This window comes from Pseudarthrobacter kochi (assembly GCF_055412805.1).
Genome location: NZ_JBVAYV010000052.1, coordinates 1 through 18,064 on the forward strand (window position 1 = coordinate 1; position 18,064 = coordinate 18,064).

The following is an 18,064-nucleotide window of genomic DNA, read 5'->3' on the forward strand; positions in this document are numbered from 1 at the left end:
AGGAGCTTTTCAGGTGGCTCTCAACCACGCCAATCGTGGCTCTGAACGACACGATCCGTGATCTGGGCAGGTGGCTCTGAAGCGCACGACAGGTGGCTCCCTTGGAAGCCAATATTCACCTAGTCGAGGAAGTACTCGTAGCTCAGAGGCTTCAGGTTCTCCGGTGAGGGCCGCCAATCGGGGTAGACGCTCATGGTCCCATCGTCGGTGGCGATGGAACCATCGAGGTGCCGCTCCCACTGAATATCCGCCACCACAACCAGGTCCGTCAGGCCATAGTCATTCGCGTGTGTCACCTCGTTGCGCGTCAGGATGACTTTCTGGACGTATCCCTGAGAACCCTTCACTTCGATGTGCCGCTCTTCGTCTCCGCGCTTGGCGAGCAAATCGTAGGACCGGTAGGCGCCGACGTCCTCCACCGTGTACCCGGCTGCCTCGTAGTGAGCAATCGCCTGCCGGACGGCCTGCATCTCGATGGCCTTCTTCAGTATCGGGTCAGCACAGAAGCCCGCGTAGCGCTGCTTGACGCCGTTCTGTCCCCCAACGGGCGGCGCAACGAGCGGAATATCGAATCCGCCCCAGTCGCTGTCGGGCAGCAGACCATAGACCGCTTTGACTACTTCCGCGGGCAGTTTGAAGAGGTAGCCCTGATTTGGTTTGAGTCCGCTGGTGGGATGCTTCTGGAAGGGAAAGTAGATCGTGAGGCCGGCTGTGTCGGTGAAGTCGCGTTCAAGCTCGCTTTTGACGCCCAGAATGTCTTCCTGGTGGTCCGCCCGAAGGTCTGTCAGCAGGTAGGGCCGGGGAAGTGCGGTGTACTTGGTGAGGGGAATCGTGTTGGCAGGCTTACCGAACCAGTCCCCCGCCCGGGGCTGCAGCTCGCCCGCCACAATCGAGGCGCCGTACATCCCCGATTTGAAGCCCATGGGATTGTTTTTCCCTACCCAATGAAGAACGACATCGCCAATTCGAACGTCGTGCATCAGGTCGTATCGGGACGTATCCGGAGCGATGAGCTCGCTCCCCCAAGAGTCAACGTTGACCAGTTCCATCCAGTAACGCTGCGAGGCGTCGCCGTCCCACCAGCGCGCCTTTTTCCCAACGGTGCTAACCGCCATTACTCCCCCAAAGCTTGTGACTGAAATTGCTGACTACTGAAACTACTTTGTACCAAGCAGCACTGACGGTTTTCCGCTCCACGACACGACCAATCCGTCGCGGGCTCGTGTGGCCGCCACGTAGAGCAGCGATCGCTCTCGCATAAGAGCGTCGGCCTGCTCCGCCGGTGCAAGGTCCTTCACCTGGTAGGAAGCCGGCAGAGTTTGGTCCGAAATCCCAAAGAGAACCACCCGCGTGAATTCCATGCCCTTCGACCGATGCATTGTCATAACTGACGGCACACCAGGTACCGTGGCTGCACCGGCCGTCCTGGCTTCGAGATCGCGTTCATTCAGCCCATTGATGACTTTGCCGACCTGGAAATTGGAGCGCACCAGGATTCCGACGGTTTCCAGCGGCACCCCTTCTTCTTTCCACCTCCGCAGATAGTCAGCAAGGTTGTCCAGTTCCTCAGCGATCGAGGCAGAGGCTATTTCCTCTGGCCGCGGCCCTACCCGCGAAGAGGTATAGCCGTTAATAGACTCCTGTTCGCCTTCAATGTCCGTCACCGGAGCTCCGCTAAGAAGTCCGACGGCGTAGGCCAGGTTCTGCTGGGTGGTGCGGTAATTGAGCGTCAACCGGCGTGAACGGCCGACGATGCCAATTCCGAAGCGGGACAACGGGACCTTCTGACCGTAGATACGCTGATGCGAATCCTCTGCGATGAAAAGGTCATCCGGCCCCTGCTGGACCAGCTCCCGGAGAAACAGCCAGTGGCCGGCGTGCAAGTCCTGCGCTTCATCGATGAGTACATGGTCAGCAAGACGTGCTCCGCTGGTCTCCGCACGCTGGCGAAGCACCAGAGCAGCGAGGTGCGCCAGCTCCACGAACGAGGCATGCATTTCGATCCGGTTGTAGTACCGGTAGGTTTCCACGACCTTCCAGACTGCAAGCCGTTTCGCCCGGTTCAACGCTGTGCCGCGGCCGGCGCGGGGCACCTTCAAATATTCGTCCTTGCCGCTTATGAAGTTGGGCAGGATCACCGTCTCGTACTCCTGCTGGAGGAATGTCGCGTTAGCGAGCTCAAGTTCCAGCGGATGGTCGACGTCGGCCAGTGCTGACTCCCACTGCTGGCGGGCACCATCCGCGTCCAGAATCTTCCCAGGGGCGGAGATCTCGAGCCCGAAAAGATCCTTCATGGCGCGGCGCTGCTCGATTTCCTGGGCGCCGCGGAACACCTTGTTGACGAGCGAATCCACACCGGAAATATAGATGCCGGGCGCTCCTGGCTTTGCCGCCCGCGGAAGATCGGTCTCCAGCTTCGACAACCCGTTTTCCAGCGAGTCAGCAAGGGTCGTGGTGTAGGTCGTCAGAACAATTCGCGACGTCGGTTCAGCCGCGGCCAGCATTCGGACGCGGTGGAGAAGGACCACGGTCTTGCCTGTTCCGGCACCACCGGAGAGGCGGAAGGAGCCGTTGTAGCGGCGTTCGGAATAGACACGCTGTTCCGGATGAAGGAAGGTGCGCCAGGAATCGAAGTCTCCACCTTCGATGACCTTTTTGAGCTCATCGGAGTTGTCACCCACGAACGTGAATTGCATCTTCGTGGCGGGATGCTCCAGTGACTTCCGGATCTTCTCCTCTTCTGTCGCCTGCGGGTCGTCCACGTAGCGGCTCAGCGCGAGCTTGTCCTGGACCTCCTGGAGGGACGTGCCGGCAGCCAGCTCAAGGAGCGCAGTCGCCTGCCACTCCGGTGCTACTTCCAGGACGTCCAGGAGTTCTTCGTCCGAGGAGGCGGCGAATACCCGGCTCACAAGATCGCCGGCGAGGCCGAGTTCTGAAACCAATTCAGCTGGATCCATGCCGCAACCCAGGAGCGGGTTGATCCAGGCTTCGGGGGTCACCCCCTGAGGCGCCCCGTGCTCCTCCTCCGGAACCTGAGGCTCGACGTCGGGCTCCGGCGTCGAGGCATCAGGAACAACTGGCGCAACTGTAGGAACGCGCGGGATAGGAGGCGTGCCGCCGTCGGGCGTAGAGGCCCGGATGACCTCCAGGACGCCGTTGACGGAGTTCACCTGAAGCACGCTGGAGCGAGCGATGTCGATTGCCTCGTCGTGCGGCCAAGCGCCGTAGTAGAAGTAGTGCGGGATGGTGTCGAAGGCGACTTTGAAGAGCACGGCCCGGTAGTTGAGGTCGATCCGGCCGGTCCGCACGCGGGGGTCTGCGGGAGTGTGCATGGGCTCGATGTGGAGCCCGGGCGCGGTGTCGTCCTTCTGGAGTTTCTCGAAGAAGGAGTACACCTTGTTCTTCATGGTGCCGTCGATCTTGTCCTTTTGCTTGATCCATGTCACCAGCGCCATATCAAGCTCCCTTCGTCTTCAGCAGTTCGCGAATATCGTCAACGTCAGTCCCGACGGTGGCCCAGCCAGCGGCCTCAAGTTCAGATCGTCCGTCGTCGCCGTCCAGCATGACGGCGATCCGGTACTCCGGCCATGCGATCGAGACCGGAAGGCCGTCCACCTCGAAACCGAGTTCCGGCAGGACAGGGATGTCCGCATTGGCAATAGCCAGTAGGAGAGTCTTCTCGAACTCAGTGGCCTGCTCCAGCAGCTCGTTCCAGGCGGGACTGAGCCCGTCCGACATCTCCAGCCGTGCGGCCTCTTCCTCGACCGAGCCGCCGGAGCTCACGGCAGACATCACGGACCCAATCGTCAGACCGATCGGCTTGAACGCCAGCAGGTTGGAGAGCCGCAGCCACTCGCGCCAGGCGGCCTCGTGCGAGGGAGAACCCACCGCTTCTGCCCTGTCGTCCAGGCACAGCCCGACGGCGATCGTGGACAGGCTCTTGGGCGACCCGGCCGCTGCGAACCCAAGGCTCCCCGAGCTGTGCGTCCAGGCCGAGACCGTGCCAGCAGGCAAAGGTGGCTCCGCGCCTTGGGCCAGGGCCGCCGCGTGCGCGTACATCGCGTCGGCGTCACTGGGATCAGGCCGCTTCGTCATCAGCATGAGCGGCACCAGCTCCGAGAAGTCCGCCCACGCCTCGGGATCAGGCCGATTGACCCACCCCCAGAGCATCGTCATCGCGTCTCTGCCCAGCAGGTCCGTGATCGCCGCATTTACGGAGTAGTTGGCCATGAGCTGCGCGTTCCACGAGGCCTTAGCCCAAGAAGGCAGCACCACCGGCGCCGAAGGACCGGCTTCGAATGCTTCCACGTCCTGCCACGTCACGGCCCACGGCACTGCGGCACCGGACAGCTCTGAGCTGTGCCGGAGCTTGTCGCGCTTGGTGGCGTCGTCCGCGATTCGGTTGTGTTCTGGGGACGCGTGAAAGGTGAATCCGTCCGTGTAGATCGCCAGCACGGGGAAGTTCGGGTCCGGCGGTCCCTTGAGCAGGAAGTCGGGGCGGGTTCCTGCGACATCCGCCTGCGGGATGAGCTGCCACTGGAACTGCTGCCCGGGGATCCGGAAGGTGATGGTGTCCGCCAGCGCACCGGGGGTCACCTTCGTGTGTGCACCCACGGCCTTGAGCCGGTCCATCCAGGCCTTCCGGAACCGCTTCTCCAGCAGCGATTCAATCGAGGTCTCGCCGTCGGGCGCCTCCTCGGTGACGGTCCAATCGGAGAACGACGGCGGGACGGCAACGTCCGTGGCAGCCTCACCGGAGCGCAGCAGCAGGCCGAGCAGGCGTTCGGCGCTGGCACGCGCCACCCGGTCCACCGTCCAGGGGTCGGCGAAGGGAAGCAGGCAGTGGTGGCACGCCAGACGCTCCTCGAAACGGCAGCTGCAGTCCCGCACGGTCTGCCATGCGGCGTGCAGCAGCTCCCAGACCCGCTCGGGGTTGGCGAACTCGGCCAGGTAGCCGGTGCCGCCGGGGACTTTGTCGTGCAGCATTAGGGCAATCCGGCTTCCGCCATGCGCCGGATCGTTGATCCGCAGCACTCCCAGGTGGTCCGGGGCCCCGCCCAGGACTTTCTGGAGGCCAAGCAGCATGGCTGCCTGGAGACTGGGGACTGAGAAGTCGTCCCCGTAGGTCACGTCGAGGGGCAGGTGCAGCACCACGCCCTGGGTGTTGAGTTCCCGGGCAAGCACCACTTCTTTGACGCTTTCCTGGGCGGCCTTGCGGTATTTGCACCAGAACCGGTGCTCGGTGGGCAGGTTCTCTTTAGCGGACTGGTCGAGCTGGCCGCAGTAGGAACACAGCCGGAACATGGGCGTCCGGACGTCGTCGCCGGCGATGGTCCGAACCCCACCGTTGGACGCCGTCCGTCCGGTGTTGAGCCAGCGGATTTCCACCCGGTTGAAGTATTCGGCGCCGAAGTCGTAGCCCTCCACAAACCAGCGCTTCTGCAGGTGTTGCGGGTCGATGTCCGCCGCGGCGACTATCGTGAAGCGTTCCCGAACGCGGTTGTCCCGGCGGTCGTTGATCGCGGCCTCGTCCCGGCGGACCTCGGCGGAGACCTTCTTCATGACCACGACGTCGAGAACCTGGCCCATGTCTGCGATGGCTGAGGTGCCGCAGCGCAGGCAGTTCTGTACGGCCGCGGCGGCGCCCAGGTCGGTCTTGATCCAGCCGCACTGCGGGCAAACCTGCCATTTTTGGATATGGCTCTGCTGCGGGCCCAGGTCCACGGCGTCGATCAAGATTTCCATGCCCTGCGCATAGAACGTGGCGCCGGGCGCGAATTCGCTCAGGGCCACCGAGGCGCCACGATTGTACGTCACCGTGTCTGTCACGAACTCCTGCGTGTCTGCGTCCTTCCAGGACAGCCCCACGTCCAGGCTCACCGAGTCGTCCAGGAGCGTGTAGTTCGGGAGCACGCCGTAAGCCTCCAGCACCGAAATCCAGTATTGGCCGCGGAGCTGTTTGAGTTGGTCCCGGATCATTTTGAGCGTGGCTTTGGCGGTCCGAAGCGCCTGATGCGCGTCGGAGGTCTTGTCGTCCAGACGCTCCGCCAGGGCGGCCGCTGCCTCCAGCTCGGGCAGGGCATTGCCGATTTCCTTGCGGCGGGTGTCCAGTTCGTCGACGTCGGCCTTCCACTCCCCTGCCGCCCGGATCAGGTGACGGGCGAGGCCGCTGGGCTCGCCGTCGTCGTGCCGTGACGCCCACGCTGCCAGGCGGGCGGCGCTGTCCGGGGAAATCCGTTCGCCGAACTGGTCCAGGAACTCAGCGAGATAGTCCGGAGCGTTCGCCGTGGCGTCCTCGATCAGGTCCCCGATGAACGATCCCGGTGCGACGCTACCGAGGGCCTGGATGGCGTCAACCGGGTGCGGCCGGCCCACAACCCGGGCGAAGCGGTCCGCGACGTGGGCCACGTACTGGCGTCCCAGGATTTCTTCGGCGTCCAGGTACGTGGCCGGTGGCCGGACCTCGCCGTTAATGACGGAGAGCGGTTCGTGGAGTTTGGGCAGGTGTTCGCCGCGTCCCCGCACGAAGGCAAGGACAAGCGAGTTGCCGGTCAGGCGTCCGGCGCGGCCCACCCGTTGCAAGTAGGAGGCCACGGACGTCGGCAGCGAGGCCAGCATGACGCAGGAGAGGTCCCCGATGTCGATGCCCATCTCCAGCGTGGGGGTGGCCACCAGGACGTTGGGAGCCTGCGGGTTGTCGGCGCCGGACTTGAACTGCGTTTCGTAGAGGATCCTTGTTGCGTCGTCCAGCAGCGAGGTGTGTTCCCGGGCCACAACCCTCTTGCTTTCGCGTGAGGAGTAGAGGTCCCGGTAGAAGTTTCGGGCGTCGGCGGCGTGCCGCTGCAAGGTTCCGCTGCAGCGGACCAGGGTGCATGGGCCCCCGACCAGCTGGTCGATGACCGTCAGGCTCCCGGGGGTGATGGCCTGGCAGACCTTGCACTGGACGGTGTGACGTCCCGCAGCCAGATCCTCGGCGTCGGGGGCGGAGAGAACGATCTTCTCCGGATCGAGCCAGTAGACATCGGCGCCGGAGTTCGTTTTCGAGCTGCCGAGGGTTCCGTCCTCGGCGAGTGCGGTGATCAGTGCCTTGGCCAAGTAGCCGCTGTCGGCGGGGGCGACGCCGAGGCATCGGGCCGTCCATCGTGCGTACCAGGATGCCGAGGACGTGACGCCGTCGAGGTTGTCGGTGGCTGAGGCGGCGCTGCCGATCCGGGGGAAGGCCGGCGCCGGACGGCCGGAGGGGAACGCGGGCATGCCTTCGCCCTTCGGCCGTCCGCCCCAGATCTGCCAGCGTTTGCCGTCCGTCGCGATGTAGCCTTTGAGCCATTCATGGTGGACCCCGCCCTGGAGGCGGACCCTTTCCACGGTGCCGCGGATCCACTGCAGCAGCTGCTGCTGCGTGGGCGCGGTCTCCCCGATCATGGTCTGGTGAAGGGCCGAGTCGTAGGCCTTCCGGGCCACGGAGAGCATGCGGGTGGGGTTGCCGGCGTCGGTTTCGACGGCCAGGGAGCCGGTGAGTTCCAGCGTCCGGCCGGTGCGGGACTGGAGGCCGAGCTCCAGGAGTGCGTCGAACTGCAGCCGGCGTTTGGCGAAGCGCCGGGCCCGGACGCGTTCCGCCGGGGAGGCCTTCGGGTCCCAGAACGGCCGGAAGCTCTGCCGGTCGACGAATTCGGGTGCGATCAGCTGGTACGCCGCCCCGGGTGTGTCCGCGCGGGCAATCGCGGCGTCGACGAGTTCCGAGAGCGTAGCCGGCTGCTCGCCGAGGGCTCGCCGCAGGGCGGTGCGGAGTGTCATGGTGTGGGAGCGGGACTGGACGTACCCGGCCCGGTGTGCGGCGTCCTGGACGCTGTCGGTGAAGACGAGGGCTTTCTTTTCCTCGTCGTTCAGTCCCTCGGCGCCGAACAGGTTGGAGATACTCACGGAGAGCATGGTGGCGATGGCGCTGCCCATGAAGGCGATGCCGTCCTTGGCCAGGCAGGACGGGCAGACGTCCTTCTTGGACTGGTCGTCCGCGTCCTGCCCGGTGAGCATCAGGACGGGAATGATCCGCCCTTCGGCGAGGTCGGCGCTGTCCGCTTTCGGCGGCATGGTGGAGAGGCCACGGTTGACGGTGTGGAGCCAGTGCAGACCCTGCACCTGCTCCGAGCCGTCCTGGTGGAATTCGATGATGTCCGCCTCGGCGGCGGCCGAGATGAGGGTCCGGAAACGCGGGTTATTGGTGACACGTGCTTCACGGATCTTCGAATCGTCCAGCTCCAGGTCCAGGCCGGTGGGGGCCAGGACAGCACCCCACCCCGACCGGCCGCAGTGCCGGCAATAGAGCGCCGGAAGAAACATGTCATGGGACTGGTCCACACCGTCGTCGGACCAGCGGAAGCGCGGCGTGGTGTCAACGGCGGCGTCCACGCGGGACATCTCGCGGATCCACAAGTGTGTTTCTACCGTCAGTGCGGCCCTGCCGTGGCGGGCGCGGATGTGGCTGAGCAGTGCGATGACATGGGAGATGAACTCTTCCGCGGCGACCGGCCTTACCCCTGCCGGTAGCGAATGGGCCGGGAAGATGGCGTTCGTCAGGTCCGAGAGCGCGACGGCGGTGCTGGCATGCGTCAGCAGGGCGGTGGTCAGCGGGTGCGTGCGCATCGCGTCCAGCAGGTCTGCGGGTCGTTCGCCGAAGAGCGTCTTCAGGAGGGGCCCGACGACAGCTTCAGGGCCGGCGCCAGCTGCGCGCAGTTCCGCAACAACGTTGTTGGTGGTGGTGATGTCGATGGCGATGGCGTGCAGGTCCCGGCCCAGAAGGGATCCGCTGCCGATCCCTGTCCAGGCCTCCTGGGTGAGCCGGGCCTCGGTGACGACGGAGTCGGGCGGGAACACCTCGCCAAAGACAGTCTCTGCGAAGCGGAGCATCGCGTCCGGGTCGCCTTTGCTGCCCAGCGTTGCAGACGTGGCGACGGGCGTGGCCCGGCCGAGCGGACGGGCCCGGTCTTCCTCGCTCAGATCGTGGGGGCGGTCTGTCAGGTCGTCAGGCCAGTAGCTCTTGAGGGTCAGCCCGAGACGGCGCAGCAGCATGGCGACGTCGGTGCCCTGCGCGCCGTCGTAGGTGTGGAATTCGTCCAGGACGACGTACCGCAGGCTGGTCGCGGACTTCTGCCAGAGGGGCGCGTCGGTGTGGCGGAGCAGGAGCATGTCGAGCATTTTGTAGTTGGTCAGCAGGATGTCCGGCGGGTTCTGGTGGAAGACGTCGCGGTCGTTGATCAGGCCGTCAGGGGCGATCCTGGTGCGGTTGGTGTCCTTTTGGCCGGTGTAGATGCCGGCGGTGATCCCGGACAGCTCCGCGTGGTTGGTCAGCAGCTCGGCCAGGCGTTTGGCCTGGTCGTTGGCGAGGGCGTTCATCGGGTAGAGGATGAGCGCCTTGATGCCGGTGATGCCCTCCCGTTTGGCACGCAGCACATGGTCCAGGATCGGGTAGAGAAACGCCTCCGTCTTACCAGAGCCGGTGCCGGTGGTGACCAGGGTCGGTTCAGGTCGACGGCGTGTGCCGGCGGCGCCTTTGCTGCTGAGACGTTGGAAGGCTTTGGCCTGGTGGCCGTAAGGTTCGAAGCCCTCGTACCAGTCCAGGCAGTCGCGCCAGCCAGGTTCGGCGGTTTCGAAGGGAAGCCGCAGCCGGACGTAGGCGCCTTTGAAGATCCCCTGATCCGGATCCGCGAGGAAGTCCTTGATGGCGGACTGCGCGTTCCCGTCCGTGAGCGCGAACGTGGTGGCGAGGTAGTCGGACAGCCCGCGGCGCAAATCCCCAGCCTGGGTGGTGGGCAGAAGCTCTGACATCAGGACTTCGCCTCCAGCATGCTCGAGAAGTGCGCGTACGCCTTCCGCATATCTTCCTCGCGGTCAAAACCCTGGAACGGGAACTCGAAGACGTACTCGGCGCCGCTCTGCGGATGCGTCCAGGTACGTTCTTCCAGGGTCAGGTTCTCGCCGACCTTACGATAGAGCCGGTTCATGTCGCCGGGAACCTTGCGGCCGTTGGCGTCATAGAGGTCGGTTCGTTCGTAGCCGCGCAAAACTGAAAATTGTGTGCGGTAGATCGTGCACAGTGCCTCTACGCTGATGCCCCATCCAATGGCGACAAGAACGTCGATTTCAATCTCGAGTTGTCTGCGCCGCACCGCCAGTCTCTCCCACGCGTCAGGATTCCAAGAGGAACAGAGCCCAAATCGCCCGAGCTCGTTCACGGCGTTCCACAGATCCACGTAGGCCTCGGAACAGCAGATCAATCGGGCGGCCCGGGAGACGATTTCGCGATCTAGTGTCTCATCTCCATCGTCTAAGCGAGGGAGACTATCAGTCGTGGTGCCATTCAAATTAGCGGCACCGCTCACTTTTAGGACGAAGTCGGCCGTTATGGACGAGAAGGTGGCAGCAAGCATCAGAATTTCATGTGCCATGAGGTCAGGACGACCGGCCGCTTGAATGCTACTTGTGTGGGTTGCACGTGGCGGGAGGACAGTAGCGTGCCAGGCTCTTTTGCCGGTGAGGGCAACCATGCGGCGCCAAGCGACACGATAATAGTCCCGGGGGTTTGAGCGTTCGCTCCCGGCGTTCCACCGGCTGAACGAAGCGTCAAATCGTTCAGTTGGAGCGGCCCGCTGGTAACTGGTTCGGGGTATGAAGTTCCGCGGGAGCGACTCCAGATCAATCTCCATCCAGTCCTTGTTGCTCTTCATCGTTGGGTTGGGCTGCTTTGCGAATGGGTTGGCAACTGTGAAGTGCGGACCTTGAAGGACGATGTCATCCCAAGAATCTGGGGTGGCAGATCCAACTTCCAGGAGGCCTGTCTTTTGTTCTTTAGTTTCATCCCACCCGATTGAGTAAGACAGTCTGATGTCCCGTACTCGGGGAGCTCGGCTTAGCTGTTCGAGAACTCTCGAACTCGCACGATTAACGGGATAGAGCATTCTTGCCTGCACAGCGGGGGTGCCCGGATCGTCCAGGATATTGGCCCAAGTGGCCAAAACCGCCTCGTCTACGTTGATAATCCGTTCAGCATGAGGCCTGATGTCCCAGTTACCGTCAGCGTCCTTGAGGCCCGGAACTTCGCCAGTGCCATCATGCGATTCGGAACGCTTGACTGTCCCGGGATGATATAGCGAGGCCGCCATACGAAATTGGGCACTCTCGCGGCGTCGACCATAAACGTGCACCCCATATGTTACCAGGTTGTGTATCTCGAATAGCGACAATTCATTTATGAACTGCCAATGACGACGCAGGCGTCGATAAGTCGAAGCACGAAACTTTGATGCCTTTTTCTCAGTAAAATGGGATTCTGGATGAATAAGGGCAACAATTCCTGAAACTGCGGCAGATGCCCACGTCCGCTCCATGAATGACCGGTAGAGGTCAGGCCTGAGGCCCGCACCAATCGGATAGAGGCCGGGTGACGTGAGGAACTCTCGAATGCCCACTATGCTGACGGCCTGAGTACGCACAAATTCGGTTTGATCCGGATCTGAATTAGCCTCAAGCTGCTTATGCGTCTTCAGCACTTGTGTCTGCTTGTCATTGAGCTGCCACCAAGGGTCAAACTCCGCATTGATCGCATTGATATCCCAGTCAGGCCTTACCCAAGGCGGATTACCCACCTGAAGATCAAAGCCGCCGCGTCCAAACACCGAAGCGAAGTCCAGCTCCCAGTGGAAGAACCCTTGATCTGCGGCGATATTTTCGCACACCTGCAGCCAAGCATGCTGCTTCTTGGTGATCTCAATGTCGGACGCCAACGAAAAGCTGAGATCGGCCTGTTCGGCTTCGTTCAGTTCTTCCCAGGTCGATGCGGCTCCGAAGGTCTGCTGCCCCGCCATCTTCGACTCTTTGCCCTGCAGGCCGAGGATCGCTTCCAGCGCGTCGAGCCATTCGTCGATGTTCGGCGGTTGCGTCCCGCCGTTCGCCCGCTGGGTCAGCGGCCAGAACCACAGTGCGTTCCAGGCATCCATGACCCGGCGGAGACGCTGGTAGGCGCCATTCGGGTCGTGGAGGGTTTCCTCGATCTGCTCGCGGGTGACGGCTTGTGCCTGTGTGCCAGCCGCGCCAGGCTCAACAACCGAAGGCTGCTTGCCGAAGTAGTCGATGTCCCGGCGGGCCTCAGTCTCGGCGACTTGGAGCCTGCGAAGGGTCAGCTTCCACAGCGACTCCACCCGGCGGCCAAGGTTCACCATGCGGTCGACCTGGGTCTTGCTGGGCTTGGACTTGATCTTATTGCGCCAGGCCTTGAGCTCCTGCTGGGCGTCTCCAGCCAGCTCCTTGACTTCCTTGGCATCGGCTGCCGCGCCCCAGCCTTCGGCCGGAAGCAGGAAATGGTGGATGCGGCCCACCACATTGGGGTCGTCCGTCTCGGCAGCCATGGCCTCGACGAGCCCGGTCAGGACAGCGTCCTGCGGAACGCTCTTGAGCCATGACTTGTCATTGACGGACTGCCGCGAGTACGTGGCGCGGCGGGCGCCGATCAACGAGTTGCCGCGGCGCAGCCGCAGCCCGAACCACGGTGCCTGGAGGTCCTTCACCATGGTGTCGAGCCAGAGCGAGACTTCGGCCAGTTCCACCGCGGTCGAGTTCAGGTCCACGCCGTGGACCTGGTGCAGGGCGATCTGGGCCTTGACCTTCTGGAGTTCCTGCGGGTATTCGTCCGCGGGGATCTTGACGTCCAGCTCATCCTGTTTGCGCTTCAGGTATTCATCGGCGAGCTGGCGGACAGCTTCGAGGGCGAATGCGCCGGAGCCGAGGGCAGGCTCGCAGACGGTCAAGTTCAGGATGTCGTCGGCTGGGGTCTTTTGTTCGTTCTGGTCCAGTAGTTCTTCGAGTGCCTGCGAGACGACGAATTTGGTCAGGACCTCCGGGGTGTAGTAAGAGGCGGACTGTTGGCGTTCGCGGCCAGCGAGCCGGAAAACGAACGAGCCAGCGGGGTGCAAGACCGGGCGCCGTTCCCCCGTTCGTTCGTCCTCTTCCACCACGAAGTGCTTGGCGTCAATGGACTCGGACCGGTCCACAGGGACCACCCAAGAACCCTTTTCCGGGTTCCCGTCTTTGGCCACCTCGTGCAGGGGCTCAGCGGCGATGAAACCTGTGTAGGACATCAGGCCTTCATAGACGGCGCCGAGCTGGTTGATGCCGAGTTCCGCGTAGGAAATGAAGCCGCGGTCTTTGCCCTTGGTTTCCTTGCTGAGCAAGAGGTGCTGGAGGACGCGCTGCAGTTCGGCGTTGCTGAGCTTGGTGCCGTTGATGAGCGACGTCGCTGCGTCGTGGAACAGGTCCGCCTTAAGCGGCTGGAAGACCAGGCCCTCATTCTCGCCGGAGGCATCCTCGGAGGGACTTGCTCTGGCCGGAGTGTGGCCGTTGTCCACCAAATGAAAGAGCTGCGCTAGCGATTCGTAAATGTGGGTGCCGCGACGGGACTCCGGGGACTGGATGTTGACCAGGGTCAGTTCCCGCAACCGGTCCAAACCGTAGCCCTCGTTGTATTCGCCAGCTCCGACCGGGAGGACGCCCATCTCCGGGGAGGCCTCCGCGTAGAGCAGGAAGAGGATCCGGTAGAGGAACCGCAGGGACTGTCGGGCCAAGACCCGCCCTTCCACGTCTTCGACGCCCAGTCCCGCTGCCCGGCGTCGGTCCAAGACATCGTTGGCGATGATTTCGATGGAGCGCCGGATGCCTTCGCGCAGGTCCTGGGAGACGCCGACGGTGTGTTTGACGGAGGCGTCGAGGACACCGTCCCACCAGATCGAGCCGTCCGGCGTCGGCATGAGGGAGTCGCGGCCGAAGATCGCCAGGAACCGGTCCGTCTCGGCGTTCTTCTTGGTGTCGTTGCGGTCCGCGACCAGAAGCGCGTCGGCAGCCAGGTAGCGGCCCTCGGCCCAGCGTTCCTGCTCGGTCAGCACCAGCCATCGTCCGGCCATGATCACGACAAACTTCGGGGCCTTGTCCGAGAGGTAGGCCTCGGACACGGTTTTCGCCACCGTCAGCACCGGGGACGGTTCTTTGCCGTCCACCAGAACCCGCCCGAGCGGAAGCACCGTGGACAGCACATCTTCCAGCGCGTCCGCCGGGGCGGCCTCGACGAACAGGATCTCGGAGTTCCCCGTGGCCCACACGCCGGGGACGAGCGTTTCGGTGCCGCTGCGCTCGAAGGTTACGGCCGCCGTCGTTCCCCTGAAACCGAGGGCGTCGCGCAGCAGAGAGTAGGCCTCGGACGCACCCGCCGGGTCTTCCGAGAGCCCGGCGAGCAGGATCTGGAGGCGTCCGCGGACCTCGGCGAAGCGGGCCGGGGTGGTGGTGTGGCCCTCCTTGGCTGCCTCGTCCCAGTTCTTGCGGAGTTTGACGACCTCGGCCTGGAAGGATTCCTTGGTGGAGTCCGTGGTGAAGAAGTGTTCGCTAATCCAGTCTTCGCCTACAACGATTGAATCAAAGGACGGCATTACTGGTCAGCACCTTCCGGGACGGCGACAGGGGTGGCGCGGGGAACGACGATCAGAAGGGGGCGGACCAGGCGCTGGGCCGGGGCGAGCGACTCCGCGATGCGCTGCTCCTCGCTGACACGTTCGCGTTGCTTTTTCACTTCCGCCCGCTGCGCGAAGTCGAAGGACAGCTGGGTCCAGCCCGCGGCCCGGTCCTTCCACGCCTGCAGCCGCTGGTTGGCAGAGTTGGCGGCTGCTTCAAAGGTCAGCTGCATGGTCTGCCGGGCGCTCTCCACCGCCTGCGGCAGCAGAGCCTGCAGCCCGTTCACCGTGACCGGTCCGGGGTTGGTTGCCGGGGCGTCGACGCCGATGCTGCTCAGATGCTCGCCCAGATCCTCGAGGGGTTCGGAGAGACAGAACGTCGGGTTGGCTGGGTCGGGGAAGTCCACCGCGATGAAGGCTTTGGAGACCACCTGCCCGCGGCGATTCATCAACGTCCCCATGAGTAGGACCTGTGCGGCGTCCACGTCGCCGCGGACCACAAGGACTTCGCTGCGGGACATCGATGACAGAGCCCGGTCGCTGGCCCAGTCCAGAACGGGGTGGAGCGGGCCCAGGTAGTGTGCCTCGGGCCAGCTCATGTCATCGGATTCGCGGGCGCGGTCCAGTTCCCGGGTGCCGGCGTCCACCGTCGTGGCGAGCTTGAGGCGCTCGGTGACGCGCCGCTCGGACAGGTAGTCCTGCGGGAGGTAGCCCAGGCGGTGCTGGAGGTCAACGGGCGGGTTGAGTTCGGCGAGGCCGTGGCCGGCGTGGACGGTCCAGCCGAGGACCTTGTGCGGATCGCCGAAGGCCTCGTTGAGGGCTTCGTCGAGGAAGTCCAGGTCCGTGGAGTAGAGACCGAGCGGTTTCTCGACCGGGATGGTCGCGGTTTTCCCGTCGTCCTTCAGGGCCTCGAAGTCGAGGAAGTCCCAGAGGTCGCCTGCGTCCGGATCGGCGTCGGGTTCGCCGACGACGTCGTCGAAGTCCTTCTTGCCGAGCAGGACGTCGCGGATGGCGTCTTCCTCCTGCTTGACGCTGTACTGCCCCATCAGAGAGGCCACGTCGTTGAGGACGGCGTGTGCCTCGTACTCGCGTTCCATCAGACGCGTGAGGACCTTTATGTCGCCGGAGAACCGGGTGTTGTGCGGGTTCAGGAGCAGGGTGGTGATCTGCGGTTTCTGGCGCTGGCCGAACCGGTCGATGCGGCCGTTCCGCTGTTCGATCCGGATCAGGCTCCAGGGGATGTCGAAGTGGATCAGGTGATGGCATTCGGCATGCAGGTTCACACCTTCAGACGCGACGTCGCCAGTGACCAGGACACGCAGCGGGCTGTTGCCGCGCTTGAACTGGTCCACGATGCTTTGCTGCTCGACGTCGCTGAGGCCGCCGTGCAGGAGGCCGACGTTTTCCGGTTTGAGACCGAGAGCCTTGGGCAGTGTCTCCTGCAGCCACTTGAGCGTGGCGACGCGCTCGGCGAAGACCACGGCCCGCATCGGGGAGCCCTTGCCGACGCCGATCTTCTTCAGATAACTGACGAGCTCGGTGTACTTGGCGGATTCGCCGGTGTTTGCGGCTTCGGTGAGCTTGCTGAGGCGTTTTAGCGCTTCGGTTTCCTTGGCCTCGGAGGGCGAATCGGCGTCGAGCTTTCTGAGACGCTCGGTGACCGTTTCGAGAAGCGCGGCAGGGCTGGAGAGGAACGCCTTGGCAAGGATCCAAGAGAAGAGCGCGCCGTTCTGCCCCGAATAGGGTGCCGGCCTGCCGTCGGGGTAGAGCCAGATGTCGGAGAGCTCCTCGGCGATGGCGTTCTCCGCCGGGGAGGCGGACACGAGCCTGTTGTCCGGTTCTTCCCGCTCGGCCCAGTCAGCACCGACTTCCTGGGCAACTTCCGGGCTGTGCCGGTGCCGGCGGATGATGAGGTTCTCCACGTGTTTGGGGTCGAACGTGCCGTCCGGGCGGACTGCCGTGGGGTCCAGCAGACGCAGGATTTCCGCGAACGACTCGTTGCGTCCGTTGTGCGGGGTTGCGGAGGCCAGGATGAGCGCCTCGGTGTTCGGCGCGAGCACCCGGGCGAGCTCGTTGTTCATGGCCTGGGTGTTGGTGACGTTGTGGGCCTCGTCAATGACCACCGCGTCCCAGTGCAGTTTGCCGAGCTGGGCCCGGTAGCGGGGGCTTTTCAGCGTGTCCATGGAGATGATGGCGCGCTTGTAGTAAGTGAACGGGTTGCGGGTGGCCGGGAGCTTCTGCCGGATCTTCTGGATGCCGGCGGAGTCGAGACGGACGAACGGCAGAGCGAAGCGGCACCAGAGCTCGTGCTGCATCTGCTCCAGCACGTGGCGCGGGGTGACGATAAGGATGCGTTCGCCGCGGCCGCGTTTGACCAGTTCGCTGAGGATCATGCCGATCTCGAGGGTCTTGCCGAGGCCCACCGCGTCTGCGATCAGGATGCGCGGGCGGATGTTCTTGGTATCCAGGGCCTTGGCGACGGCGATTTGCTGGTACTTGAGGTTCCGCGACAGCATACGGGTGGAAACGGTCAGGTACTCCGCCGACTGGGGAGTCGGCGTCTTGCGGAGGGTGGTTTCCAGGAACAGGCGGGCCCGCCGGTAGTTGGGGGTGTCATCGGCCACGACCTTGGACTTGGCCGGGTCCACGACCTCGATGGCGTCCAGTGCCGAGTAAAAGGCGGCTGTGGTGTCTCTGACGAGCTCGCTGAGGCCCTGGACCCGGATGAGGGTGCCGTCGACGGATTTCTCAACGCTGGTGACGAGCCAGTCTTCGTCCCGGACACGGACCACCGAACCGGGTGCGACGTTGAGTTCCCGGTGTGCGGCTGTAACTGTCAAGACCTTGCTCCTGTGTTTGCTGCTTCCCCATTAGGGCATCCCGACCAGGCCGGCGTGAAGCTCCGGACCCATTATGTACAGAGTGCAGCCCTGCAGGTTCACATCGCCCCACCACCCCGACTCATGAGCACCCGCCCAATGCCTCGCAGAAACCCAATCCAGCCGCCAAATTGCCACATGATGCTCCGCGGAGTGCCCGTCGCTTGGCCTAGCCGGGGGTTTGCTTTCAGGAAGTCGGTGCGCCTTACATGTTTGAGACGGATTTTGAATCGCAGCCAATCTGGCTTTGACATGGGCGGGGGCCAGAGCGTTATGCCTTATTGAAGTGGGAACAAAACGAAACGATCGCAGTGGGTATTGGATTGGCCGCCTCCCCGACTCCTTCAACTCGGCAAGACTGCCCGCTATCCGGCCAACCAGAGTCGGTTCGCCTCTCAGGCGTTTGTGCCACGACGCCCCCAAAGAAATAAGCCCCCAGCTACACTTCGCCAAGCACCTGGAAGACTGACTGCCTAACAACACAAGAGGCTCCTCGACGTAACCCTCCAGTTGCCTGTGAATTGGCCCTGCCCTAGCGCGCGGGCTGAGCATGAGCTCGAATAATATACACTCACAGGAAAGATTGTGGGCTCTTCAAGGTTCCCGGGGAAACAGGTTCGTGTTGTAGCAAGCAGAGGACTCGTGGTCCTGCTGGGATGAGTGTTCCTACGCATTCAACCTGAACAGGAACCACGAGCC

Annotated in this window: 5 protein-coding genes; all 5 read right to left on the minus strand. The window is 63.6% G+C overall.

Annotation, left to right across the window (positions count from 1 at the left end):
- Positions 1-119 precede the first annotated feature (119 nt).
- Positions 120-1,115 carry a protein NO VEIN domain-containing protein gene (locus ACZY0Y_RS17680; RefSeq protein WP_463959499.1) on the minus strand — a complete coding sequence of 332 codons (996 nt, stop codon included), beginning with the start codon at positions 1,113-1,115 and terminating at the stop codon, positions 120-122.
- Positions 1,116-1,157: 42 nt separating this feature from the next.
- Positions 1,158-3,455: a 3'-5' exonuclease gene (locus ACZY0Y_RS17685; protein WP_463959501.1), complete on the minus strand. Its 2,298-nt coding sequence runs from the start codon at positions 3,453-3,455 to the stop codon at positions 1,158-1,160.
- 1 nt (position 3,456) lies between these two features.
- Positions 3,457-9,822, minus strand: a complete 6,366-nt coding sequence (locus tag ACZY0Y_RS17690; RefSeq protein ID WP_463959502.1) for a DEAD/DEAH box helicase — start codon at positions 9,820-9,822, stop codon at positions 3,457-3,459.
- Complete coding sequence (locus ACZY0Y_RS17695) at positions 9,822-14,141, minus strand: Eco57I restriction-modification methylase domain-containing protein (protein ID WP_463959503.1); 4,320 nt, start codon at positions 14,139-14,141, stop codon at positions 9,822-9,824. The genes ACZY0Y_RS17690 and ACZY0Y_RS17695 overlap by 1 nt, the downstream gene beginning before the upstream one ends.
- Positions 14,142-14,464: 323 nt before the next feature.
- The gene (locus tag ACZY0Y_RS17700; protein ID WP_463959505.1) at positions 14,465-17,326 is read right to left on the minus strand and encodes a helicase-related protein; all 2,862 of its coding nucleotides are present in this window, start codon (positions 17,324-17,326) and stop codon (positions 14,465-14,467) included.
- Between the last annotated feature and the right edge of the window lie 738 nt (positions 17,327-18,064).

Bases quoted from the DNA above. Each gene is read 5' to 3' on its own strand.
- ACZY0Y_RS17685 (WP_463959501.1), bottom strand. From the start codon at position 3,455: ATGGCGCTGGTGACATGGATCAAGCAAAAGGACAAGATCGACGGCACC.
- ACZY0Y_RS17680 (WP_463959499.1), bottom strand. From the start codon at position 1,115: ATGGCGGTTAGCACCGTTGGGAAAAAGGCGCGCTGGTGGGACGGCGAC.
- ACZY0Y_RS17690 (WP_463959502.1), bottom strand. From the start codon at position 9,822: ATGTCAGAGCTTCTGCCCACCACCCAGGCTGGGGATTTGCGCCGCGGG.